The 23,523-nt window shown below is 56.5% G+C and carries 22 protein-coding genes; 2 read left to right on the forward strand and 20 right to left on the reverse strand.

Annotated features, from left to right (window positions below):
* Positions 1–65: 65 nt before the first annotated feature.
* From AC50YL_RS23005 to AC50YL_RS23035, 7 genes are all read right to left on the reverse strand, one after another.
* On the reverse strand, positions 66–1,238 hold the full coding sequence (locus tag AC50YL_RS23005; RefSeq protein ID WP_494834985.1) for an EAL domain-containing protein: 1,173 nt from the start codon (positions 1,236–1,238) through the stop codon (positions 66–68).
* Entirely contained in the window at positions 1,228–2,817 is a 1,590-nt protein-coding gene (locus tag AC50YL_RS23010) for a GGDEF domain-containing protein (RefSeq protein ID WP_494834986.1), read from the reverse strand. Before AC50YL_RS23010 ends, AC50YL_RS23005 begins: the two co-directional genes overlap by 11 nt.
* A 230-nt stretch (positions 2,818–3,047) precedes the next feature.
* Positions 3,048–3,707, reverse strand: coding sequence for a phosphate signaling complex protein PhoU (gene phoU, locus AC50YL_RS23015; RefSeq protein WP_494834987.1), 660 nt, complete (start codon positions 3,705–3,707; stop codon positions 3,048–3,050).
* 25 nt (positions 3,708–3,732) lie between these two features.
* The gene (gene pstB / locus AC50YL_RS23020; RefSeq protein WP_494834988.1) at positions 3,733–4,491 is read right to left on the reverse strand and encodes a phosphate ABC transporter ATP-binding protein PstB; all 759 of its coding nucleotides are present in this window, start codon (positions 4,489–4,491) and stop codon (positions 3,733–3,735) included.
* A 17-nt stretch (positions 4,492–4,508) separates the two neighbouring features.
* Entirely contained in the window at positions 4,509–5,396 is an 888-nt protein-coding gene (gene pstA / locus AC50YL_RS23025) for a phosphate ABC transporter permease PstA (protein WP_494834989.1), read from the reverse strand.
* A complete protein-coding gene (pstC, locus tag AC50YL_RS23030) occupies positions 5,393–6,328 on the reverse strand; it encodes a phosphate ABC transporter permease subunit PstC (RefSeq protein WP_494834990.1) in 936 nt (311 codons plus the stop codon). The genes pstA (AC50YL_RS23025) and pstC (AC50YL_RS23030) overlap by 4 nt, the downstream gene beginning before the upstream one ends.
* A 116-nt stretch (positions 6,329–6,444) precedes the next feature.
* On the reverse strand, positions 6,445–7,425 hold the full coding sequence (locus AC50YL_RS23035) for a phosphate ABC transporter substrate-binding protein PstS family protein (protein ID WP_494834991.1): 981 nt from the start codon (positions 7,423–7,425) through the stop codon (positions 6,445–6,447).
* Positions 7,426–7,613: 188 nt separating this feature from the next.
* On the opposite strand from AC50YL_RS23035, the gene AC50YL_RS23040 reads away from it, so the two are divergent.
* On the forward strand, positions 7,614–8,504 hold the full coding sequence (locus AC50YL_RS23040) for a LysR family transcriptional regulator (RefSeq protein ID WP_494834992.1): 891 nt from the start codon (positions 7,614–7,616) through the stop codon (positions 8,502–8,504).
* Positions 8,505–9,003: 499 nt separating this feature from the next.
* Here AC50YL_RS23040 and phoU (AC50YL_RS23045) read toward each other — a convergent pair whose 3' ends face one another.
* From phoU (AC50YL_RS23045) to AC50YL_RS23105, 13 genes are all read right to left on the reverse strand, one after another.
* Complete coding sequence (gene phoU / locus AC50YL_RS23045; protein WP_494835294.1) at positions 9,004–9,663, reverse strand: phosphate signaling complex protein PhoU; 660 nt, start codon at positions 9,661–9,663, stop codon at positions 9,004–9,006.
* 44 nt (positions 9,664–9,707) lie between these two features.
* Positions 9,708–10,478 (reverse strand): phosphate ABC transporter ATP-binding protein PstB, encoded by a 771-nt coding sequence (gene pstB, locus AC50YL_RS23050; RefSeq protein WP_161746002.1) that lies wholly within the window; start codon positions 10,476–10,478, stop codon positions 9,708–9,710.
* A 169-nt stretch (positions 10,479–10,647) separates the two neighbouring features.
* Positions 10,648–11,805, reverse strand: a complete 1,158-nt coding sequence (locus AC50YL_RS23055) for a methyl-accepting chemotaxis protein (protein WP_494834993.1) — start codon at positions 11,803–11,805, stop codon at positions 10,648–10,650.
* 128 nt (positions 11,806–11,933) lie between these two features.
* The gene (pstA, locus tag AC50YL_RS23060; RefSeq protein WP_494834994.1) at positions 11,934–12,830 is read right to left on the reverse strand and encodes a phosphate ABC transporter permease PstA; all 897 of its coding nucleotides are present in this window, start codon (positions 12,828–12,830) and stop codon (positions 11,934–11,936) included.
* Positions 12,827–13,786 (reverse strand): phosphate ABC transporter permease subunit PstC, encoded by a 960-nt coding sequence (pstC, locus tag AC50YL_RS23065; RefSeq protein ID WP_494835296.1) that lies wholly within the window; start codon positions 13,784–13,786, stop codon positions 12,827–12,829. The genes pstA (AC50YL_RS23060) and pstC (AC50YL_RS23065) overlap by 4 nt, the downstream gene beginning before the upstream one ends.
* Positions 13,787–13,906: 120 nt before the next feature.
* Positions 13,907–14,770, reverse strand: a complete 864-nt coding sequence (locus AC50YL_RS23070; RefSeq protein WP_494834995.1) for a phosphate ABC transporter substrate-binding protein — start codon at positions 14,768–14,770, stop codon at positions 13,907–13,909.
* A 48-nt stretch (positions 14,771–14,818) separates the two neighbouring features.
* Positions 14,819–16,219: a stalk domain-containing protein gene (locus tag AC50YL_RS23075; RefSeq protein ID WP_494834996.1), complete on the reverse strand. Its 1,401-nt coding sequence runs from the start codon at positions 16,217–16,219 to the stop codon at positions 14,819–14,821.
* A 304-nt stretch (positions 16,220–16,523) separates the two neighbouring features.
* Positions 16,524–18,056 (reverse strand): MDR family MFS transporter, encoded by a 1,533-nt coding sequence (locus AC50YL_RS23080; protein WP_494834998.1) that lies wholly within the window; start codon positions 18,054–18,056, stop codon positions 16,524–16,526.
* A gap of 31 nt (positions 18,057–18,087) precedes the next feature.
* Complete coding sequence (locus AC50YL_RS23085) at positions 18,088–18,711, reverse strand: PadR family transcriptional regulator (RefSeq protein ID WP_494835000.1); 624 nt, start codon at positions 18,709–18,711, stop codon at positions 18,088–18,090.
* A gap of 231 nt (positions 18,712–18,942) precedes the next feature.
* Complete coding sequence (locus AC50YL_RS23090; RefSeq protein ID WP_494835002.1) at positions 18,943–19,794, reverse strand: amidohydrolase family protein; 852 nt, start codon at positions 19,792–19,794, stop codon at positions 18,943–18,945.
* A gap of 22 nt (positions 19,795–19,816) precedes the next feature.
* Positions 19,817–20,725: a fumarylacetoacetate hydrolase family protein gene (locus AC50YL_RS23095; protein WP_494835004.1), complete on the reverse strand. Its 909-nt coding sequence runs from the start codon at positions 20,723–20,725 to the stop codon at positions 19,817–19,819.
* Between the two features lie 54 nt (positions 20,726–20,779).
* A complete protein-coding gene (locus AC50YL_RS23100; RefSeq protein WP_494835006.1) occupies positions 20,780–21,553 on the reverse strand; it encodes an SDR family NAD(P)-dependent oxidoreductase in 774 nt (257 codons plus the stop codon).
* Positions 21,554–21,568: 15 nt separating this feature from the next.
* The gene (locus tag AC50YL_RS23105) at positions 21,569–22,330 is read right to left on the reverse strand and encodes an IclR family transcriptional regulator (RefSeq protein ID WP_494835007.1); all 762 of its coding nucleotides are present in this window, start codon (positions 22,328–22,330) and stop codon (positions 21,569–21,571) included.
* A gap of 248 nt (positions 22,331–22,578) precedes the next feature.
* On the opposite strand from AC50YL_RS23105, the gene AC50YL_RS23110 reads away from it, so the two are divergent.
* Positions 22,579–23,478: a helix-turn-helix domain-containing protein gene (locus AC50YL_RS23110; RefSeq protein WP_494835009.1), complete on the forward strand. Its 900-nt coding sequence runs from the start codon at positions 22,579–22,581 to the stop codon at positions 23,476–23,478.
* Positions 23,479–23,523: the final 45 nt, after the last annotated feature.

Raw genomic sequence — 23,523 nt, forward strand, 5'->3', positions numbered from 1 at the left:
TCCGCGAATATTAGGAAAGCCTCATCGTGCCGGGAAGGCGGAGTGTCCGCCCTCCCTCCGAAATGCTACTCGCCGAACGGCTCCGGCCGGCCCAGCAGAAAACCCTGCGCATATTGAACGCCCAAGTCCCGGATATAGCGCAGCTCCTCGTGCTCCTCGATGCCTTCGGCGATGAGCTTGACATCCATCTTCGCCGCCAAGTCCGAGAACGTTTGCACGAGATGCGCCTTCATCTTGTCCAGATGAACGCCGCTGATTAGGGAACGATCGATCTTGATGAAGTCGGGCTTCAGTTCGACGATCGACTGCAGCGAGGAATAACCCGCGCCGGCGTCGTCGATGGCGATCTGATAACCCTGGTTGCGGTAATGCTGCAGAATCCGCTTCGCCGCGTCGAAATCCTCGATCGAAGTCCGTTCCGTGATCTCGAACACCACATGATGCGGCGACAAGCCGTACCGCTGCAGCAGCAGCAGCGTCTGGCCGGGCGAGAACGACGGGTCGTTCATGATTTTGGCCGTGATGTTGATGAACAGCTTGCGTCCGTGCGATAGTCCCGTGCAGCCCTCGATCGCTTTCTCGCGCGCCAGCCGGTCGAGCGCGTAGGTCAATCCTTCTTGATCCGCGAATTGAAACATCCCGAGCGGCCCGTCGAACCAGCGGCTGCCGGGCAACCGGGATAACGCTTCATATCCGTAAAGCGTGTCTCCGTCTTGCTGCAGCGCCAGGATCGGCTGGTACACCGGCTTGATGAGGCGCTCCTCCAATATTTGCTCGAGCGCCCTTCGTTTCAGACTCCGTTCCGCCGCGCCGGTCGATTGGCCGTGAACGATCGCCCGCTTGATGCCGTCATAGAGCCGTTCCTCCTCGGAGGCGATGGCCCCGTCGAGGAACGACACGCCTGCATGCAGGCTAAGCTCCGGGACGCGCCCGCCGAATGCGGCGTCCATGAACCGGGGCTCCCAATCCAGCTGGAGGTCGTTGCCGATCTCGAGCAACCGCTCCTCCTGCATGTCTTTGCGTTCTTGCGGGAGCGCGAAACAAACGAACAGATCGTCCCGCATCCACATGCGGGATACCCTGTTTAAACCGACCGCTATGCTCTCGTCCAATACCTTCTCCGCGAAACGTCGCCAATTCGCTTTCAGCAGGCCTTTGATTTCCGCTCTCTCCTGCGCTTTGCCATGCCAGGCAAAGTAGATGATGCCCATCCCGCCGCTGTCTTTTCTAACGTTCACGTTTTCCCTCTCCTAGATGCTTCTCATATACGCTGCCCGACACGTAGGCGCTGCCGCTGATCGATTTGGCTTGCTTCTTCAAACGCGCCGCCGCCTGCGAGATGACGGCGGTGGTGACCTGCTCCACGCCGTCCCACAACAGCAGCGACAAGGACAAGGTGACGCCTTGCTGCGCGACCGGATTGCCGCCGCGGTCCGTCACGACGGGAACTTCGGAGCCGCCGTAGTACGCCTCGGCCCCGGCGTTGAACCGCGCGATCATCAGCCGGCAAAGCTTCTCCGCATCCGCCGCTTCCGATAAGAGAATGAAATCGTCTCCGCCGATGTGTCCGATAAAATCGTCCTTGCCGCCGGCCAATCCCGTCACATGCTGCAGAACCGCCGCCAAAAACCGGATGAGTTCGTCGCCTTGGCTGAATCCGTAGCAATCGTTGAACCATTTAAAATAATCCAGATCCGCGTAAACGATGGCGAACGGCCGATTGGCGTCGATCCTGCGCTGCAGCTCCCGCTGGATAGCCGCGTTGCCCGGCAATCCGGTCAACGGGTTGGCGGTAAGGGCTTCTTCCGTCCGCAGCTGGGTCATGCATTCCAATATGGAACGGACCGAAGCCGCGCCGATCAGCTGGTCGTCCCGCGTAATGATGACGACGTGATACAGGCGCGAAATATCGCGGGCCATCGCCATTTGGGCCACTTGCTCCACCGGCCAGTTCGCATCCACCACCAGCGCCTCTTCGTCCATGATTTTGGCGATGGAGCGGTTCCAGTAGAGCGGAAGACCGAATTGTCCGGCGAGCAGCTGGTTCATGTTTTCCTTCATGACGAGACCGAGCGGGCGTCCTTCGCTGGCGATGACGGCTCCCTGCACCTGCTGGTTCGATTCGAACATCCGCGCAAGGTCGGAGACGAGCGAGTTCGGATGGAACGTCGGGATCGACTTCGCAAGCTCGCCGATCGGAAAGGTCGGCACGCCGTGCTGCACGCGGGGAGACGGCTGGCTTAAACGCCTGTCCGGCATCCCTTGCGCCCGCGGCTCCTGCATGTCCTTGAACGACGGGCCGCTGAAGTAATCCGCCTCATCCGCCGCGGACTGCTCGAACACAGCCGCCGCATCTTCCTGCAGGATCCGCAAGCGCATGACGGCGGACAGCGCCTCCTTGACGGCATAATAAATCGTCGCCTCCGCGGACCGGCCGATGCTCGACGGATACGCTAAAGCATGACCGATCGCAAAATCGGCAACCTTCGCTTCCTTGCCGCCGGTTTCCGGCTTAACCTCTCGGGCATAGGCGCGTTTCAGCCGGTCTTGCAGCCCGTCAACGGCCCGGTGGATCAGCCTGTCCAATTGTTCCTCCGACTTTCCGCGCTGAAGAAAATAGAAGAAATCGTTCTCCATCCTGTACCGCCAGATGAGTCGCCGCTGGTCGTTCATCCAACCCGTCAGCGTCTCGTGCACGGAAGCGGACGCATTGCCGTGCAAATGCACGACGATGACGCCGACCCCTCCGTAATGCCATTGCTCCGTCAGCCGATGTATCATCGTACGGTCTAAAAGTCCATAACCGATTTCATCCACGGGGATCATCCCTCTTAGGCATAAGTCGTATTGACTATCTTATAGGGCTATTGTAGGGGAATTTTGTGAAGAGAGCATTGTTCTTTTGTTAATTATATGTAAAAAATTTCATAAATCATGGAAACGGCGTTTGGCACGCGCGTAAACAGACAAATAAAGTAAATAAAAACTTATCATTCTGCACGCAAAAAAAAGATCCAGCGCTTTCCAGCCGTCTGGATCTTCGAGAACTACGCGTTTAAATCGGGGCGCTTGCCGGTTACGAGATAGACGACGCTTTCGCCGATGTTCGTCGCATGGTCGGCAATCCGTTCGATATACCTGCCGACGAAGCTGATGAGACCGGCCTGCGTGATCGTCCTCGGATTATCCATCATGAGGCTGTAGAGATCGCGGACCACCTGACTGAACAAGGCATCGACCTGGTCGTCGTCCTTTGCCATCTTGCAGGCCAAATTGACGTTCTCCTGCACGTAGGATTGGATCGATTCCCGAATCATCTGCTGCGAAATTTCGGCCATCTGGGGCAGATCGACCAACGGCTTCACGAGCGTTTGACCGTCCAGGCGCACGACAACCTTGGCGATGTCGACGGCCAGATCGCCCATGCGCTCGAGATCGCTGGCCATCTTGAACGCGACGAGGATGCGCCGCAGATCCTTCGCGACCGGCTGCTGCGTGGCGATCATCCGCGCGCCGAGCAGATCGACGTTTTCTTCGATCTGATTCAGCTTGATATCATCGGCGATGATCCGTCTTGCCGCGAGCGTATCCAATTTCTCGAGCGCGCGCATGGCGTCGCCCAGCACCTTCTCCACCCGCGTCCCCATTTCGATCAGCATGCCTTTCAATTGCTCCAGGCCATCGTCAAGCTCTTTCCGTCTAATCACGCGCAGCGCCCCCAATTAGTGTGCCTTAACCGAAGCGGCCGGAGATGTAATCGTCCGTTGCCTTCTCGGAAGGATTCGTAAAAATCTTATCGGTTTTATCATACTCGACGACTTTCCCCATATAGAAAAATGCGGTTTTGTCCGATACGCGCGCTGCCTGATGCATGTTATGGGTCACGATGATGATGCTGAAATCCTTCTTCAGATCCGCGATCAGCTCCTCGACCTTCGCCGTCGATACGGGGTCGAGCGCTGAAGCCGGTTCGTCCATAAGTATCACTTTCGGTTGAACCGCGATCGAGCGGGCAATGCATAGCCGCTGCTGTTGGCCGCCGGACAAAGCCAGGGCCGACGAATGCAGGCGATCTTTCGTTTCTTCCCAGAGGGCGGATTTGCGCAGGCATTCCTCGACAATGACATCCAGCTGCTTTTTCTTGCGGATGCCGTGATAACGCGGACCGAAAGCGATATTTTCGTAGATCGATTTATGGAACGGATTCGGACGTTGCCACACCATGCCGATTTTCTGCCGAAGCAAAACGACATCGACACCGGGGTCATTAATGTTTTCGCCGTCGATCCATATTTCTCCTTTCGTTCGCACGCCGCCAATTGTATCGTTCATCCGGTTCAGGCTGCGCAGGAACGTCGACTTGCCGCAACCCGATGGCCCGATAAGCGCGGTGACCTCGCGGGGCGCGAATTCAAGCGATACGCTCTTGATGGCTTCCTTCTCCCCGTAAAAGACGCTGAGGTTGTTGGCTGACATTCCCGTTGCTTGCATGCTTGCTCACTCTCCCCTTATTTGGTCGCCGTAAATTTGCGGTGTAAGTATCTGCCGAACCATCTCGCGCCGAAGTTGAAGATCAGCACCATGATGATGAGAACGGCCGAAGCTCCTGCGGCGATCTGCGTGGCGTCGGGCGCCAAGCCTTCGCTGTTGATCTTCCAAATATGAACCGCCAGCGTCTCGGCCGGTCGGAACGGGTTAAGCGGCGAGAACGGGCTGAGCGGATTCCAGTTGGTGAAATCGAGTCTTGGCGAGCTCATGCCCGCCGTGAAGAGCAGCGCCGCCGCTTCGCCGAAAACGCGGCCCGCGGCAAGAATCGTACCTGTCACGATCGCCGGCATGGCGATCGGAAGCATGACGGACGTGATCGTTTTCCAGCGCGAGAGGCCGAGCGCCAGACTCGCTTCCTTCTGTTCCCGCGGCACGCCCTTCATTGCTTGTTCCGTAATCCGTACCATAAGCGGCAAATTGAAGACCGTCAAAGCCAGCGCGCCGGAGAACAGCGAGAAGCCGAGTCCGAACACGTTTACGATCACGAGCAAGCCGAACAAACCGACGACGATGGATGGAAACGACGACAAGACTTCGACGATGAGACGAATCGAGTCCGTCAGCTTGCCCGGCTTCGCGTATTCGCTCATGTAAATCCCGGCGCCGAGGCCGAGCGGAATCGTGATGATCAAGGTCAATACCAGCAAGAACAAGGAATTGAACAATTGCGGCCCGATGCCGCCGCCCGCTTTGATCGTTTGCGGACCCGAAGTCAAAAAATGAAAGCTGATATGCGGCAAGCCCCGGAAGAGAATATAACCGAGCAGCCCCGCGAGCAGTAGGACGATAATGCCGGATACGGCAATGATGACGGCTGTTGCGATACGATCTGCGGTTTTGGCGCTCATCGGTTATTTCTCCTTTCCAGAAACCTGACGACGAAGACGAAGACGAACGTCATGGCAAGCAGGATCAAAGCAAGCGACCAGAGCGCGTTGTTATGCGCGGAGCCCATGACCGTATTGCCCATGTCGAGCGTGATCACGCTTGTCAGCGTCGAAGCCGATTCGAACAGGGAGTGCGGAATATGCGGCGCGTTGCCGATGACCATCTGGACGGCCAGCGCTTCCCCGAACGCGCGGGACATGCCGAGCACGACGCCCGTTAGCAGCGCCGGCAGCGTCGTCGGAATGACGAGGCGGTAAATGGTTTGCCACCGGGTCGCGCCGAGCGCGAACGAGCCTTCCTTCAATCCCCGCGGCAGATTGGAAAGCGCATCGGTGGCGATCGTCGTGATCGTCGGCAAAATCATAAAGGACAGCACGATCGCGCCGGCCGCGAGCCCGATCCCCTGGCCGGGGAAAACGGAACGCAGGAACGGTACGACGATGCTGAGGCCAACGAAACCGAATACGACGGACGGAATCCCGGCCAACAGCTCGATGACCGGCTGAAGCACGCGTTTGCCGAGTCCAGGCATGATTTGCGTCATGAATACCGCGGCGCAGCAGCCGAGCGGAGCGGCAATAACGGCTGCAAGCAACGATGTGCTGAATGAGCCGAAAATAAACGGCAGCGCGCCATAAAGCGGAATTTCGCCGTCCGGATCCCATTTGAGTCCGCTGAGCAGCCCGCTGAGGCTGACGCCGTTCGTAATAAACGTAGCCAAACCTCGGGAAGCTACGAAGTAGACGATCGCAGCGATCGTGACGACAAGCACGACGATGCATAATGTCGTGAATATCTTGCCGACCCATTCTTCCATTACATGAGGTTTAGCCATGGTTCGTTCTGATTTCGGTTTTACGCGGGACTGATCGTTCACAGCGGGCTGCTCCATTCGTCTCATCTCTCCTCGTTCCAACATGTTCGTTGACAGCCAATAAGAGGCGGAGAGCTCCACCTCTTATGACTGACTCGATATTTCGTTTTAGACTTAGGGTCTATGATTAGCGATTACTTCGTGATGTTGCCCGCAGCATCGCGTTTTACTTGCATTTTGCCGACTGGAATGTAGCCCAGTTCGACAACGTCCGCGTTTTGTACTTCGTCGCTTACCATGTAGTCCAGGAATGCTTTCGTTACGGCATCAGGCTCGCCTTTCGTGTACATGTGCTCGTAAGCCCAGATCGGATACGTGCCGGCAACGATGTTTTCTTCTTTCGGCTCGACGCCTTCGTATTTCACTGTTTTAACCGTGTCGTCCAGGTAAGAAAGGGCCAGGTAACCGATTGCTCCAGGCGTATCCGTTACGTATTTTTTAACCGTACCGGAAGCATCTTCTTGAATGGAGCCTGCGATATCTTGCGAAGCCGTGCCAAGTGCGTATTTTTCAAACGTTTTGCGCGTACCGGAGCTGCTTGGACGGTTGATGATCGTAATCTTTTCGTCTTGGCCGCCTACTTCTTTCCAGTTCGTGACTTTGCCCGTGAAGATGTCAACCAATTGCGCTTTCGTCAGGTTGTCGACCGTTACGCTTTTGTTAACGACTGCAGCCATAGCTACGACCGCGACTTGATGGTCAACCAATTCTTTTGCTTTGTCAGCGTCTGCATCGACGAATTTTTCTTCCGCGAAGATATCGGAGTTGCCGATGTTAGCTTGCCCAGCTTCGACTTGCGTCAAGCCGGTGCCGCTGCCGCCGCCTTGCACTTGAACCGTAATGCCGCTGTATTTGGAATCTTCCATGAATTTCTTGGAAACTTGGTCAACCAACGGTTGAAGTGCCGTGGAGCCGGAAGCCAGGATCGAACCGCTCAGTGCCGCGTCGCCGCCAGCGTTATTTCCGCCTGCGTTCGTGCCGTCAGCGTTCGTGGCGTTGCCCGTGTTTGCCGTGCCGTTATTTGTAGTGTTGCCGTTCCCCCCATTGTTAGAGCCGCAAGCAGCAAGACCGATCGTCAACATCAATGCCACAACAATGAATAATGCTTTTTTCATTTTAATCCTTTTTCTCCTTCCGCTATTTCCGCGGTTTATTTGTTTACAAGTCATATTGTACGGTTCTCTTATTAATTTGAGATTTTCTTAGTGTTAACGGAATGCTAAATCTTCATAGAAAAATTGAATAAAATATGCGGTTATAATAAACTTATTGTATATACCATCCGTTGAGGAGTTAATAAATCATGAGTATATTAAGATTGCAAATCCTCGTGCTGCTGGACGAGCTGAAAAAAGTGACCGCCGTCGCCGAGGAAATCGGGGTCAAGCAGCCCACGATCAGCTTCCACATGAAGAAGCTTGAAGAAGAATGGGGCGTCCCGCTCTTCGAAATCAAAACCGGCAAGGTGCTGTTGACGGAACCCGGCCGCATGCTCCTTCGCTACGCCGCCGAAATCAATAAGCTCTATAAAGAAGCGGAAACGCGGTTCCAATCGTATCGCGAACATGGCAAGAACGGATTCTTCATCGGCAGCACCGATGCCGCTTCCTCCCTGCTGTTCGGACAGGATTGGCATGCGGAGACGGCGGATGCTGCCAAAATGCGCATCCAGCTGATCACCGGTCACCATGACGGGCTGCTGGAGCAGCTTCATGCCGGTGCCATCGATCTGCTGATCAGCGGAAGCTTCGCTGCCAAAGGAGCCGTCGTCCCCCACTTTCAGTACAAAGAGCTGGTCGAAGAACCGTTGCTGCTCTTCATGGGCGAAAAGCATCCGCTCGCGGGTAACGCGGTATTGCCGCCTTACAAGCTCGCCAATCACCGCTTTGTCGAGCTGGCCGACAAAGCGCTTCAGGAAGCGCTTCGCGGATGGGAGCAGCACGAGAAAGTAACGCTCGCCTCCGATTGGTCTACCGATCGGGTCGATATGGCTCTCGACGCCGCAGCGGCAAACGGTATGCTTGCGGTGCTTCCCGCCGCCGCCGCCGCCCGCGCGAGCGAGCGGGTGCACTATGTTCCGATGCCCGGCTATCCGGTCTCCGTCAAGCTGACCGCCGCTTGGCGGAGCGATTATTGGAACCAATCGCTCATGGAGCGCGTCGTTTCACTGTTGAGTCGGGTGGCGACCCCCTAAATCCCCCTCGCCAGGGGGACCCCGAGGGCCCCGGCCCTCTGGACACCCGGATGGCATAACGTCGGCGTTACAGAGAAGCGCACCCGAGTTACGACTGTGCTGGGCTTCGTTTTCGTCCCTGGCGGGACACACTCTACGTCTGCGCTCGCGTGCTGCCGGGTGTCCCTGGCGGGACCATGGGAACGTGGTCCGCTTCAGAGACGCGCTTGGTGTCCGTGCGTGCTTGTCCTCGCTTTCGTACCTGGCGGGACACGCTTTACCTTTGGAGACCAGTCGCAAGCCGGCGCCTTTGGCTGGCTTGCTTGGGGGCGGCGCGTATTTGCCGCCTTTTTTTACAAGCCGGCACCTACGGCTGGCTTGTTGAGAGGCGGCTTGTTTTATGCCGCCGAAGTTGGTTTTTACAGCTGCTTGGGGCAGCTGCTTTTACTAAAAGACGACAAGAAAACGACAAGAGCCGTTTACGGAAGCGCTGCGCGGCTTCGGTAAACGGCTCTTTATGTTACGAATTCAGATCGGGTCTTACCCCGGTGACGAGATACACGACGGATTCGCCGATGTTGGTCGCGTGATCGGCGAAACGCTCGATATAACGGCCGACGAAGCTGAGCAGATTCGCTTGGGAGATCGTTTTCGGATTCTCCATCATCAGCGAGAACAGCTCGCGGGTGATTTGCGAAAACAGCGCGTCGACGAGATCGTCGTCCTTGGCCATTTTGTAAGCCATGTTCACGTTCTCTTCGACGAACGATTGGATCGATTCGCGCGTCATCATCTGCACGATTTGCGACATGCGCGGGAGGTCGATCAGCGGCTTGATCAGCGTCTGTCCTTCCAAGCGAATGACGACCTTGGCGACGTCAACGGCCAGATCGCCCATCCGTTCCAGGTCGCTGGCGATTTTGAAGGCGACGAGGATGCGGCGCAAATCCTTCGCTACCGGCTGCTGCGTCGCGATCAGCGTCGAGCCGATCTCGGAGATCCTCTCCTCGATCTTGTTAAGCTCCTTGTCTTCTTGCACGATGCGTCTCGCTTCCGTCGCATCGATCGTCTCAAGCGCGATCATCGCCTGTGAGATAGCCGCCTCGACGCGGCTTCCCATCTCCACGATCAGCTCGTTCAATTCTTCGAGACCGTGATCGAATTCTTTCCGTTTCGTCATCATGGCTTCTGTTGTTCTTCCCTTCTCATTAAGGATAACCGATATTAGCCGAAACGGCCGCTGATGTAATCTTCCGTGCGCTGGTCGCGCGGGTTCGAAAACAGCTTTTCCGTGTCGGAGAATTCGACTACCTCGCCGTTCAGGAAGAAAACGGTTTGGTTGGATACGCGCGCCGCTTGGTGCATGTTATGGGTAACCATGACGATCGTGTACTTGTCTTTGAGCTCTTGCGCCAGTTCTTCGATCTTCAAGGTCGAGATCGGATCGAGCGCGGACGTTGCTTCGTCCATCAGCAGCACGTCCGGGTTCACGGCAATCGCACGGGCGATGCACAAACGCTGCTGCTGGCCGCCGGAGAGGCTGAGCGCGGAACGTTTCAGATAATCTTTCACTTCATCCCACAGAACGGCGGAACGAAGGCTCGTCTCGACGATTTCGTCCAATTTCTGCTTGCTGCGGATGCCGTGCAGGCGCGGACCGTACGCGACGTTGTCGTAGATGGATTTCGGGAACGGGTTCGGCTGTTGGAACACCATGCCGACTTTCTTCCGCAGCGTCTCCACGTCGACTTCCTTGGAGTAGATATCCGCTCCGCCGATCGTGATCTTGCCTTCGATGCGCGTGTTCGGAATCATGTCGTTCATGCGGTTGAGCGTGCGCAGCAATGTCGACTTGCCGCAGCCGGACGGGCCGATGAACGCCGTGATCGCTTTCTGCGGAATGTCCATCGTGACGTTCTTAAGCGCGTGAAAAGTACCGTAATACAAATTCAATTTATGAATGTCGATGAGTGTTTGCGAAGCGATGGTTTGCATACCGTTCTCCTCCGTATCGGTGGTGGACGTTCGTACGTCCGTTTGAGGGAAGAAAGCGCCAAGCCGCCGGCAAGACGGCGGACGTCCGCATTTCTTCTGAGCTACAACCCTAATCGTAGCCCCGAAATGTAAACCTCATATGTTCGTTTTGTAAACGCCGCATTAAAATTTAAGCTTTGCCCTGCATGTCGTCCATCAGCGCTTGAATGCTGTCCGTTACCTGCTGCGCTTGATCGTAGGCTTGGTTCGACAGCCGGCCGATATCCGCCGCACTGCTGCTGTTGTTCGCGGCCGCATGGAACAGCGACTGGAACACGTCGGCGGCTTCCTGGACATAGGTTTGGCTTGCATCGGCTTCGGTGCGGCCAAGCCCGACCTGATGCACCGTTTCCTTCACGGCGTCCAAGATGGAACCGATCAGCCGGTTGATGTCGTCCGCGGACGATTTGGTCTGCGTGGCCAGCATCCTGACTTCGTTGGCGACGACCGCGAAGCCTCTGCCGTGATCGCCCGCGCGCGCCGCCTCGATCGTCGCGTTGACGGCGAGCAGATTGCATTGGTCGGCGAGCTCGCGAATCAGTTTCGACACGCTTCCGATCGAGCCGGCACGCTCCTGCAGTTCCCCGATCTGATGCTCTTGGATGTTCGCGCGCTGCGACATGCCGTGGATGGCCGCGGACACTTTGTCCAATTCGTTCTTGCCCTTGAGCGTCAGATCCAGCATCGTCTGCGACATCGTTTCACCCTTCACGGACGCTTCATGCACTTCGTGCACCGAGCGGTCGATGTCGCGGATCATGCCCTGCGCGCCTTGAATCATCGCAACTTGCGCCTGAACGGTTTGCTGCTGCAGCAATCGGGACATCTTAAGCAGATCGGACATCGTGATCACCCCGATGAACCGTCCTTCTTCCGTTACGATGACGCAATCGTAGAGCGTCTTCTCTTCCCGGCCGAGCGATAGATCCAGCAATTCCTGCGGCGAAACGTTGTGATCGACGACGAGCGGCTGTTTATCCATCAGCCTGGCGATGGAACGTCCGTAATAGATTTCCCTGCCGAAGCGATGGGTCTGAATGATCGTCAACCGGTTCTTCATCACGAGTCCAAGCGGCTGATTATCCGCCGTGCACACGACGATGCATTCATGATCCGGCGCTGCCGCGAATTGTCCGATGACTTCTTCGCAGGTATGCGATGTGGCGACGATCGGCGTTTGGCGAACGAAAGGCATCATCAGGTCGTGCTCCGCCGCACGCTTGGACGGTTCCGCCGCACCTCCTGGAATATTCCCGATCTTCTTCGAATCCGCAACAGCTACGCTCATGCTCAAGCACTCCCTCTCGCAAGCTATCTTTTCTAGCTTCACTATAGGACTTAAGCATTATCGGATGTGCCTGAAATTGTTAGAAGAGTGTTAAAATTCCGGGTATTTCGTACGATATCGACACGTTTCTACCGCATTTTGCGCGCGTTGATCCAGAGCGGCACGCGGAACACGATGTTAATGAGCAGCACGATAAATACGAGCACGGCCGCGGATTTCTCGGCGATCAACCGCGCGTCGGGCACGATCGCTTCGGACTGCACGTACCAGAGATGCACGGCAAGCGTTGCGCCAGGGGAAAGCGGATTGAAATCCCACATTTCGCCCGAGGACGTTACGCCGCCGGTCAGAATGATGACGGCGCTCTCGCCGAACGCACGGCCCGCGACCAGACAGATTCCCGTAATGATCCCGTTCAATGCGACCGGAATCAGAACTCTCCTGATCGTCTGCAGATGCGTGCTGCCGAGCGCGAAAGAAGCGCTCTTCATTTCCTGCGGCACGGCGCGAATCGCTTCCTCGGTTACGCGAGTCAGTACAGGCAGGTTCAAGAACGCCAAGCTGACCGCGGCGCCGAGGATCGTCAAGCCCAGATCGAGCGACTCGACGAACAAGACGATCCCGAAAAGGCCGAAGATGATGGACGGCACGGATGCCAGTCCTTCGACGCAAATGCGGATAAAGCCGATGAATTTATTGGCCGGCGCGAACTCCGCCAGATAGATTCCCGAAGCCATGCCGAGCGGAACGGAAATCAGTAGCGAAATGATGAGTACGTAGAAGGAGTTGAACAACAGCGGGCCAATGCCGCCGCCTTCTTCGATCTCGCTCGGCTCCCCATAGAGGAAGCCCCAGTCCAGCTTCGGAAGCCCCTTCTCGAGAATGAGGAACAACAGCGCGATAATGAAGATGACCGTGCAGATGCCGACGACCCAAACGAGGCCCGTAAACAATTTGTTGTTGAATTGATTCATGCTTTTGCGCGCCGCAAAAGGATGAGTCGCCGTAGTTTTGCCAGTGCTCATTGTTTCACTCCTCTGCCTTGAATGAGCCTGACCGCAATGATCATGATCAGCGAGATGAGGAGCAGGATGAAGCCCATCATGTAGAGCGCGTAGTTCCACGCGGAATCGAACGGCACGTTCGGAATTTGCATCACGATGTTGCTCGTCAGTACGGAGGTCGGCTTAAACAACGCATCCGCCAACTGCGGCGTGTTCCCGATAACCATGACGACGGCCATCGTTTCGCCGATCGCCCGGGCCATGCCGAGAATGACTGCATACATGATGCCGCTTTTGGCTGCCGGAATGACGACGCGAACAATCGTCTGGAAGCGGGTCGAGCCTAGCGCGTAGGAAGCGTCGCGGAATTTCTTCGGCACGGCGACGATGGAGTCGTCCGTAATGCGGCTGATCGTCGGCAGGACCATGATCGTGAGTACGATCCCGGCGGCCAATATACCATCGCCCAGGCTGGTTCCCGTCAGCGAACGCAGCATCGGAATCAGAATCGTCAAGCCAAGGAAGCCATAGACGACGGAAGGGATGCCGACGAGCAGGTCAAGTACGGGACGCAACGCGTTTTTCAGCCAAGAAGGCGTCATTTCCGATAGGAAGATTGCAATAAGGAGCGACAACGGCACCGAGATCACCATCGTCAGAAGCGTAAGCGCGATTGTACCGAAAATAAACACGAATGCGCCGAACTGGTCGTTTTCCGGTACCCAGTCCGTGGAGAAAAAGAAGGTTTTCAGGGACACGGTTTCAAAGGTCAGAATACCGGTCCGGCCCATCAAGAACAAAATGGAAAACAGAATCAAACAAACGAACACCGCGCTTGCGATACATGCGATCTTGAAACTGCGGTTGTAGAATGCGAGCCGCGCCCTGCGGCTAAATCTCTTGCCGGATGAACTCTCCAAGCTCCGGCCGAGTTCTTCGCTTGAGTAAACGGTGCCGGAATTCGGCACTTCCATCATACTCATAACCATCTCTGCTCCTCTCATGTCATAAAGAGAAGCCAGCTTCTCGTGTAAGGTGCAGAAGCTGGCTTCGCTCGTTCTTCATATTTAATTGGTGAGGATGAGGTTCTTTGGTGCTTATTTTTTCATTGCCGCAAGCGGAATGAATTTCAGCTTTTTCAGGGAACCGTTTTGGAACTTCGTGCTTTGAACGTAGTCGATGAATGCTTTAACGGCGCCGGTAGGTTGGCCTTTCGTCATGTAGTAGCCGTACGACCATACTTTGTACGTGCCGTTGATGACGTTTGCTTCCGTTGGAGCTACGTTGTTGATGCTGACGGCTTTCATTTTGCTGCCGGAAACGTAGACAAGATCAATGTAACCGATCGAGTTAGGCGTCGTTTCGATGGCCGTTTTCATGTCGCCGCTCGATTTAACTTCTTTGTAGTTCGAACCCTTCGTCATGAAGTCCGTGCCGTTCAGCGCTTTGATTTGGAAGTTGACGCGCGTGCCGGAACCGAATGCACGGTTAACGACTACGATATCTGCGTCTTTACCGCCGACTTCTTTCCAGTTCGTGATTTTACCGGAGAAGATACCGGACAGTTGGGCGTTCGTCAGGCTGGTTACGCCAGCGCTGCTGTTCGTTACGGCCGCGAAAGGAATGACGGCTACTTTGTTTGCGACTTGACCCGTGAATTTGCTGAAGCCCGGTACGTCAGTGGAAGCATCCCAGTCGCAAGCGCCGATATCGGCGATGCCTTTGCGTACGGATTGCGGGCCCGTTACGGAGCCTGCCGCGGAAGCGGAGATTTTCACTTTCGGATTCAGCTTCTTGAATTCGTTAGCTGCTTGCAGCGTCAACGGAAGAAGTGCCGAAGATCCGTTGATGACGATGCGACCGCTCAGTTTGCTTGCTGCGCTGACAGCGGATACGCTGCCGAACGTAAGGGAAAGCGCCATTACGGCAAGACCGATATTTCTGAACCATTTCGTTTTCATTGTTTGTAGTTCTCCTCTCGTTTTTAACGGGTATTATGGATGAGTCGATTATTTCGTGATTTTGCTAAGCGTATCGCCTTGGATGACGAACGTTTGATCATCGACGATAACGGCAACCGGAGCATTAGCGGCTGCTACGACTTCGCTTACGTTGCCATCGAGGTTGCGAACCAGCTTGGACGTGCCGGCTGCCGTGTCGACTTCGTACAGACCCGTTTGCTCGCCTGCGTCCGTCAGCGCGTAGATTTTGTCGCCTGCGATCGTTGCTTGCAGCACGTCTTTGTCGCCGATCAGCTTCGTAACGGTTTTGTCTTTCGCGATTGCGACCAGGGAAGAAGGCTTGCCGTCTTCTACGCTTACGTAGAAAGCTTTGCTGCCGTCCGCTGCCGCGCCGACGAAGATTTTATCGTCCGTTGTCGTCGACAGTTTCACCGGAACCGAGTCCTTGACGGAAGAATCGAAGAAGTATACTTGCGGTTCAGTGCCCGTGTTGTCGATCGCGACATCATCGGCATCGACCGGTTTGCCGTCAGGAGCCGTTACCGCGCCTGGCTTCGTAACCGTATAGTAGAATTTCGTGCCGTCCGCGGAAACGCTCAGGTTGGCTTTGTAGTCGACTTTGTCTTCCAGCACTTTCGTCAGCGTGCCGTCAGCCACGTTCAGTTTTTGGATAACCGAACCTTTGTCGCCTTGGAGGAAGTAAATCGCGCTGCCGTCAGCCGACCATACCAGTTCCGGTTTGATCGTGTTGTCGGTAGAAACTTGTTTGCTTCCGAACGTCGGGCTTGTCAGGTCGATGACGCTGACTACGCCGTCTTCGTCCGTGTAAGCCGCTTTAGAGCCGTCCGGCGATACGGAAAGCTCGGAAGCCGTTTCGGAGCTGAGCACTTTCGTAGCTGCGCCCGTTTTAGCATCGATGATGTAGTCCGTACGTCCTTCTTCCGTCAGCGACGAAGCGAGCAATTGATTTGCGTTGATCCAGCTGATGCTGTCGGCATGGATTTTCGCTACCGTGTCGATCCATACTTGACCGGCATCGTCCGTCGTAGCTTCGACGTCGAAGATGCTGACGAAGTCGTTAACCGCAATATAGTAAGATCCGTCCACGTTCTCGATTGCCTGCTGCAGGTCAACTTGCGCGCCGTCAACCAAGGCCGCTTTCGAACCTGCGTGCAGTTCGATGGAATGGCCATCGATGTATCCCGTTACGCCGTTCTTCACGTTCACGACGAACAATGCGCCCGCCGCGGAACCAAGGTCGCGCACCGATACCAACGTCGAGCCGTTCACTTGCACCGAACGAACTTGCAGGGACGCGTCGTTTACCATCAGGTTAAACGAAGCCGGTGCCGTTACTTGCGATGTGGTGGCTGCCGAAGCAACACCGATTGCAGACGTGCTAAGCGCAGCTGCCAGCGCAGAAATCAAAATCGTTTTTTTCATGGACATTGACTGTGATCACCCTTCTGAAATTGTTTTGTTTTTCCTTCGTCTTATATGTACAAGTCCGATTATAGGCATCCATTGTTAAGCGGTCATTAATCGGTTGCCAGGTATTGTTAAGTGGCCGTTAATGTATTGTATAGAAAATGTTAATATCAACCAAAAGCTAGATTTTAAATGTCAGCCCCTATTTCACGTTTAAAATCAGACAATTAGCTGCGTTTCGGCAGACGAAAGACGACAAAAAAAGCCCGGTGCCCAAGTTTCGACTTGGGTCACCGGACTTATGCGAGCGTAAATATCCTGGTTGCTAATGGGACGAAGGCGTATAATCGGCATGCTCCATTTCGCTCAGTTTGCGCTTGCCCATGAAGAAGGCGAAGAACAAAGCGAGCGCGGACGGGATGATAGCCCAAGCAAACGTTTGGGTAATCGAGGAGGAAAGGCCCATTGTGATTTTGTCGAGAATCGGCTGCGGAATCGCTTTTCTCAGCTCGGGTGCCAAAATCGCGCGAGGATCGCTCAGGTTCACGCCCTGCGGAAGTTGGCCTTTCTCGTCCGACGTAAACGACGTCGCGAATTTGTTCATCATGGAATGGCTTTGAATAATCCCGAATACCGTAATGCCGATCGTCATGCCGAGCGAACGAAGGAAGTTCAGCGTCGCGCTTGCCGTTCCCCGCTCCTGCGGCGGGAACGAGAAGATCGCGGCATTGCTGAGCACCGAGAACGAAGCGCCGATGCCGAGTCCGATCAGCACCATGAAGATCACGACCATGTACCGAGGCGACTCGATGCCGAGCGTCGTAAGCATAATGTTGCCGACCGTCAACAGCGCCAGCGTCGGAATCATGAGCGAACGGAACGATGTCTTCATCATCAGCGCGCCGCCCATGGTTGCCGTCACGACGGAACCGACCATCATCGGAAGCAGCACGAGACCGGAGTCCGTGGATTTGCCGCCGAACACGCCTTGGATGTAGATCGGAATGTAAACCGAAGCCGTCACGAAGGCGGCGCCGCTGAACATCGCGATCGCGTTGCTCGTCGAATACAGCCGATCGCGGAACATGCTGAACTTGATAATCGGTTCCTTGACGACGCGTTCTATGAGGATAAAGGCAATCACGAGGACCGCGAACCCGCCGAACAAGCTTAGAATCACGCCGGAATCCCACGCGTAGTTCTTGCCGCCGAGCTCAAGCGCGAACATCAGGCAGACGACCGCGCCGACAAGCGCAACCGCTCCGCCCCAGTCGATCCGCTGCTTGCTGTGCTGGACGGATTCTTTATAGAAGAAAGCGATCATGACGAAAGCGATCAGTCCAAGCGGCAGGTTAATGTAAAAAATCCATTCCCATTTGATGTAGTCCGTGATGTACGCGCCGAGCAGCGGTCCGAAGATGCTCGACAAGCCGAACACGGCGCCGAACAATCCGCCCAGCTTGCCGCGGCTCTCCGCCGGCACGGCATCGAACATGATCGTGAAGGCGATCGGCACGAGCGCGCCTCCCCCGATCCCTTGAACCGCGCGATAGATGCTCAGCTGCACGATGGAGTCTGCCGTTCCGCAAAGAATCGATCCCAGCATGAACATTAAGATCCCGAAAATAAAAAACTTCTTCCGTCCGTACATATCGGACAGCTTGCCGAAGATCGGCATGCCCGCCATCTCGGCGACCATATAAGCGGACGTGACCCAGACGAATTTGTCCAATCCGCCCAGCTCGCCTACGATCGTACCCATCGCCGTGGCGACGATCGTATTGTCCATGGACGCCATGAGAATGCCCAGCAGCAAACCGGCGACCACGATGCCAACGTTTTTGCGTTGTGCGCTCATTGTTTGTTGTTCCCTCCACGTTTCTTTTTTACTACAACAGCAGTTCTTCGTCCGGCGGCACGGTCATATGCCATGCCGTCTTCCCGTCGACCTGCTCGGTGAGGCTGCCGTTCCTGATGTCTTCCTTAAATGCAAGCAGCCAGACCAGTTCGGCTTCCAGCTGGTGCACGATGTACTCCGCCTCCATCATGAAGATGCGGGCAAGGCCTTGGGATGCCGCGAGATCCATGCCCGCCCGCCGTTCGGCGACGTTCTTCCGAATGAAGCCGATGCGCTGATCAAGCAGACTGGCCGTCTCCTGCGGCGAAATATGCCCGATGAACGCCAATGCGGCCGGAAAATGGGGGAATTCTTTCACCGGCTCGTAGATCAGCTCCCGAAGCCAGTCGTGGAATTCCGCCGTCCCCGCATCGGTCGGCGCATAGATCGTCCGTTCCGGGTGTTTTCCTTCCCGCGTCGTCTCCAGCGGAACGACCCAACCGTGCTTCAGCAGCGCCTCCACGACGGAATAGAGCGAGCCGTTATTCAGCTTGATGACGTCGGGAATGCCGCGCTGCTTCATCGTGGCGGACATCTCATACGGATGCATCGGTTTCTCATTGAGCAGCGATAAGACGGCAAGAGCCAGCATGTTGGAAACCTTACGATTGGCCATCAAAATCTCGACTCCTTCGAAAACGTTATTGTCATCGTATAGTCCATGTCGACTATACGAAATAGAATGATCCATGTCAACGGTCTTAGGTCGTAACCCGGAAAGTATTCGTCGGATGCATGCGTTATCCATCAAAACGCCGGTGCGCGCCGAAAAGGCTTCCGCCACTTTCGGCGGAAGCCCTCTCTGGATGTCTTCGCGTAATCGGTTTGCTGCTTCTTTTTTCGATCGTTATTCCGCCGGCAGCTTATAAAAGGCCGCCGCATTGTCGCCATACACGGCCGCAAGCTGCGCTTCCGTCAATCCCTCCGGCAACGCCGCGCTCAGCACCTCGCGCACGTCCGCATAGGTGCCCGCCAGCAGGCACACCGGCCAATCGCTGCCGAACATGACGCGTCCGATGCCGAAGCAGGCGACGACATGGCGCACGTAGGCCGTAAACTGTTCCGGCTTCCATGCAGCATGATCCGCTTCCGTCAGCATGCCCGACAATTTGCAGTATACGCCGGGATGGTTCGCGGCGATTTCCTGCATCTGGCTTGCCCACGGCTCGAATCGGCCTTCCCCGATCTGCGGCTTGCCGATATGATCGATTACGGCGTGCAGATTCGGCACCTGCTTCAGCAGCGCGATCGTCTCCGGAAGCTGGCTCGACTGCATGAGCAGATCGACGGGCAGGCCGATCTCGGCCAAATGCCGGAGCGCTTCCAGGCTGTTCGGCTCGAGCACTTCAGAGGCGTCCCGCATCTCCTGCAGCATGACGCGCACGCCGAGGAATTTCGGATGCGCGCGGAAGATCTTCAGCACGTCGCCCCAATTCGGGTCCTGAAAATTCAGCCAGCCGACGACGCCCGCAATGGAATCCGAACGTTCCGCCAGTTCCAGCATATAAGCGGTCTCCGCATGCGTCTGCGCCGCCTGCACCACGATCGACTGACGAATGCCCGCGCGCGCCAGCTCAGGCTCCAAGTCCGCGGGGACGTAGTCCCGATACAGGATCGGACCGGCCTCCGGCGTCAGCCAGCCGTAGTCGCCGCGTTCAAGCTCCCAATAATGCTGATGCGCATCGATTGTACGATTCATTCCGAACACCTCGCGTTATGGCTTAAGCCGGATCCGCGACGAAGCGGTTCGTCAGCTTGCCGAGCTTTTCGATCTCGATCGACACTACATCGCCGGGACGCAGATACACCTGCTGCGCTTCCGGAAGGCCGAGCACGACGCCTTCCGGCGTGCCGGTCAGGATGACGTCTCCCGGCACGAGCGTCATATGCTGCGAGATATAGCTTACGATCTCGTCGCAATGGAAGATCATGTCCGACGTATTGGAGTTCTGGCGAACCTCGCCGTTGACGGTCGCTTTGATCGCCAGGTCGTTCGGGTTGCCGACTTCGTCCGCCGTCACGAGATACGGGCCGAGCGGGCTGAAATCGTCGCAGGATTTGCCGAGCAGCCATTGATGCGTGCGCAGCTGCAGATCGCGGGCCGACAAATCGTTGACCGCGCAATAGCCGAACACAAGGCCGAGAGCGTCTTCCTTGGAGACGTATTTGGCTTGCTTGCCGATGACGATGACGAGCTCCGCTTCGTAATCGAGCTTCTGCGTCACTTTCGGAATGGCGATCTCCTTGAGATGACCCGTCAGCGTGTTATTGAATTTGTTGAACAGAATCGGAAATTGCGGAATCGGCGCATTCGTTTCTTCCGCGTGCTTGCGGTAGTTGAGCCCGACGCAAATAATCTTGTTCGGCGCCGTGACGCACGGACCCCATTCGATCTCGTCCTCGGCGCGCAAGTAAGCCTCGTTGCCCGATGCGGGCAGCGAATCGATGAAACCGCGTAGCGACGCCAATGCTTGTTCGCCTCCGCCGATGACCGCCATGATATCCGAAGGAACCTCCGCGCCCGCGCGGGACGCTTCTGCCGCCAATGCCAGCTCGACGTCGATAATGCCGTTCTCGGTCGCAATGCCAAGCGCGTTGCGGCCTTGTTTCGAGATGCTGATCAATTTCATCTTCGTTTACACCCTTCCTGAATCATAAATGTAGGTATATCGGAATAAGACCGGTTATGCGTTCTTGCCGAACACGACGCCGCCGTCGACATATAGCGGCGAGCCCATAACGAACGTCGACTCGTCGGAAGCCAGGAACAGCGCGGCTTTCGCCACGTCCTCCGGCAGGCCGAGCTCTTCGCTCAGCTGGCGTTTCTTCAAGCCCGCGATGGCTTCTTCTTGATTGTCGTACGAGTTCTTGAGGTAATTTTCGACGAACGGCGTCATGATGGTTCCCGGCAGCAGCGCGTTGACGCGGATATGGTACGGCGCGTAATCGACCTGCATCGACTTCGTCAATGCCAGCACGGCGCCTTTGGTCGCGGCGTACGAAGCGCGGCGGGCAAGGCCCACCTCCGCGATGCAGGACGACATATTAATGATAGAACCGCGGCGGCGCTCCATCATGTGCGGGATGACGTACTTGCTCGGCAGAAAGACGCCGCGGATGTTGACGTTGATGACGCGGTCCCATGCTTCGGGCTCGATCTCGTGCAGCACGCCGACGCCGCTGATGCCGGCATTGTTGAACAGCACGTCGATCACGCCGTACTTGGCGATGATCCGATCGACCATCGCGGACACTTCATCCGGGTTCGTCACATCGGCGCGGATGAAGATCGCTTCGCCGCCGGCCGCCTCGATTTCATTTACCGTCGCGGTCCCGTTCGGTTCGGACAGATCGTTGATGATCAGCTTCGCGCCTTCGCTCGCGAACAACAGCGCCGTGCTCTTGCCGATGCCTGATCCCGAGCCCGTAATCAAAATGACTTTGTCCTTCAAACGCATGTCATCATCTCCTCTTCATCGTGAATGCGGCACGGACAGCCTGCCGGCGAGCGCCAGCATCTCCGTCCTTGCTTCGCCGTTCTTCGTTTCCCACTGATGCAGCAGCATGGAGCAGCTGACCGCGGCGGGCGCCTGGCCGCTTCCGCTTCGGATGACCGCCGCGACGCAGCGGAACCCCATGACGGACTCCTGGTCGTCTTCCGCGAACCCTTGCTCCCGTATGGCCCGCAGCTGCCGGAGCAGCGCTTCGCGGTCCCGGATCGTATGCGGCGTCAACGCCGGCAGCGCCGATTCCGGGTACAGCCGCTCGAATTCGACTTCGTCCAGCTGCGAGAGCATCGCTTTGCCGAGCGCGGTCGCGTGCGCGGGCAGCCGCATGCCGGGTTCCGACTGCAGCCGGACCGGCGAGAGCGCTTCCAGCTTGCCCAGGTAGAGCACCTGGTTGCCTTCCAGCCGGGCCAGTTGAATCGTCTCCTTGAGCCTGTCCCGCGCGGCGGAGGCTTCCTGCTGGAACGACCGGTTCAAGTCATAGTTCTGCGCGTACGAGGAACCGTAGGCGGCAAACGCGCGGCCGAGCGAATACGTATCGCCCTCTCCCCGCGCCACCCACTGCAGCGCTTCCATCGTGTTCAACAGGGAAAACATTGAGCTCTTGTTGATGTCCAGCCGCCTGGACAAGTCGATCAGCTTGTGCCTGGCCGGTTCGGCCGCCAGCACGGCAACCACTTTATCGGCCTTCTCCAATGCGGGGACCCAGTATTTGCGCTCCTCCGACACTCCATCGCCTCGCTCCTCGGTTTTTTATGCAAAACCGATTTCTATATAGTAAACCTTCCACGGTTTAACTATAGCTCGCGCTCGCGGCATTTTCAATATAAAAATCGCGCTTCCTATGAAAGATTTCGCGGCGCGGCCCATTCCTATTGCACCCTGCTCCGGCCTTCGGCATAATAAACGCAAAAGCCAACGCTCGCAGCCTGCCGGGACTGCGAAGGCTGCGAAACGGGAAGGTCGTGTTATGCGCCATGAGTCAAGATCCAGGCGGTTGGCCGTACGTCCATAACGTCGGCGACATCATCGTCAGCCGAGGCTCCATCCTCGGCGTCCGCGCAATCGACGATTACGAGCTGGTTTATTTCCCCGAGGGAACGGGCACCGTCTACGAGCATGGCGGCGTGCCCCATGAGCTTAACGTTCCTTGCTTCGTCTTTACGCGTCCGGGCGAGCCCCACCGTTATCTCTTCGACAGGGAACGGACGACCCGCCACTTGTTCGTGCATTTCGATTACGGCGCGCTGCGCGGACGCGACGAACGGTTCGCATCGCTGCTGCAGCAGAGTTTCCATATCGTGCCCGCAAAGCACGGCAGCTTGGTCGCCGGCATCATGCAGCAGATCATCGTCGTGGCCGGTTACCAGTCGCATCATTGGAAAAGGCGCTTGTCCGCGCTCGTGGCGGCGGCGCTCGAGGAGATCGCCGCGTTCGCCGACAATACGCCGGAATTCGCCTCCGCCGGTTATCCCGTTCAGATCTCGAAGGCGATCGCTTATATAGAAGCGCATCTGACCGAGCCCGTGACGATCGAGCAGATCGCGAGGCAGTCCGGCTGGTCGCACGAGCATTTCACCCGGATGTTCGTCGCCGCCGTCGGCATATCTCCCAAGCGGATGCTGCTGGAGCGGCGCATCAACCTGGCGGAGGAACTGATGATGCTGGGCAGCGGCAACGTGAAACAGATCGCGTACCAATGCGGATTCGGGGACGAACATCATTTCTCAAAAATATACAAGCGCATTCGCGGCATCACGGCCACCGAATACCTGGAGCGCTGCAAGGAGCCGATCTTCCGCCATGCGGCCATTGAGGTCGATCCCGGACGAACCTTCGCCAACCGGCACATCCTCGTGAACGCCGAAATCAAATAAAGACATCGTTTATCGTTTTCCATCCATTGAAACCGCTGCCTCCGA

This window comes from Paenibacillus sp. J22P277, from assembly GCF_059383675.1.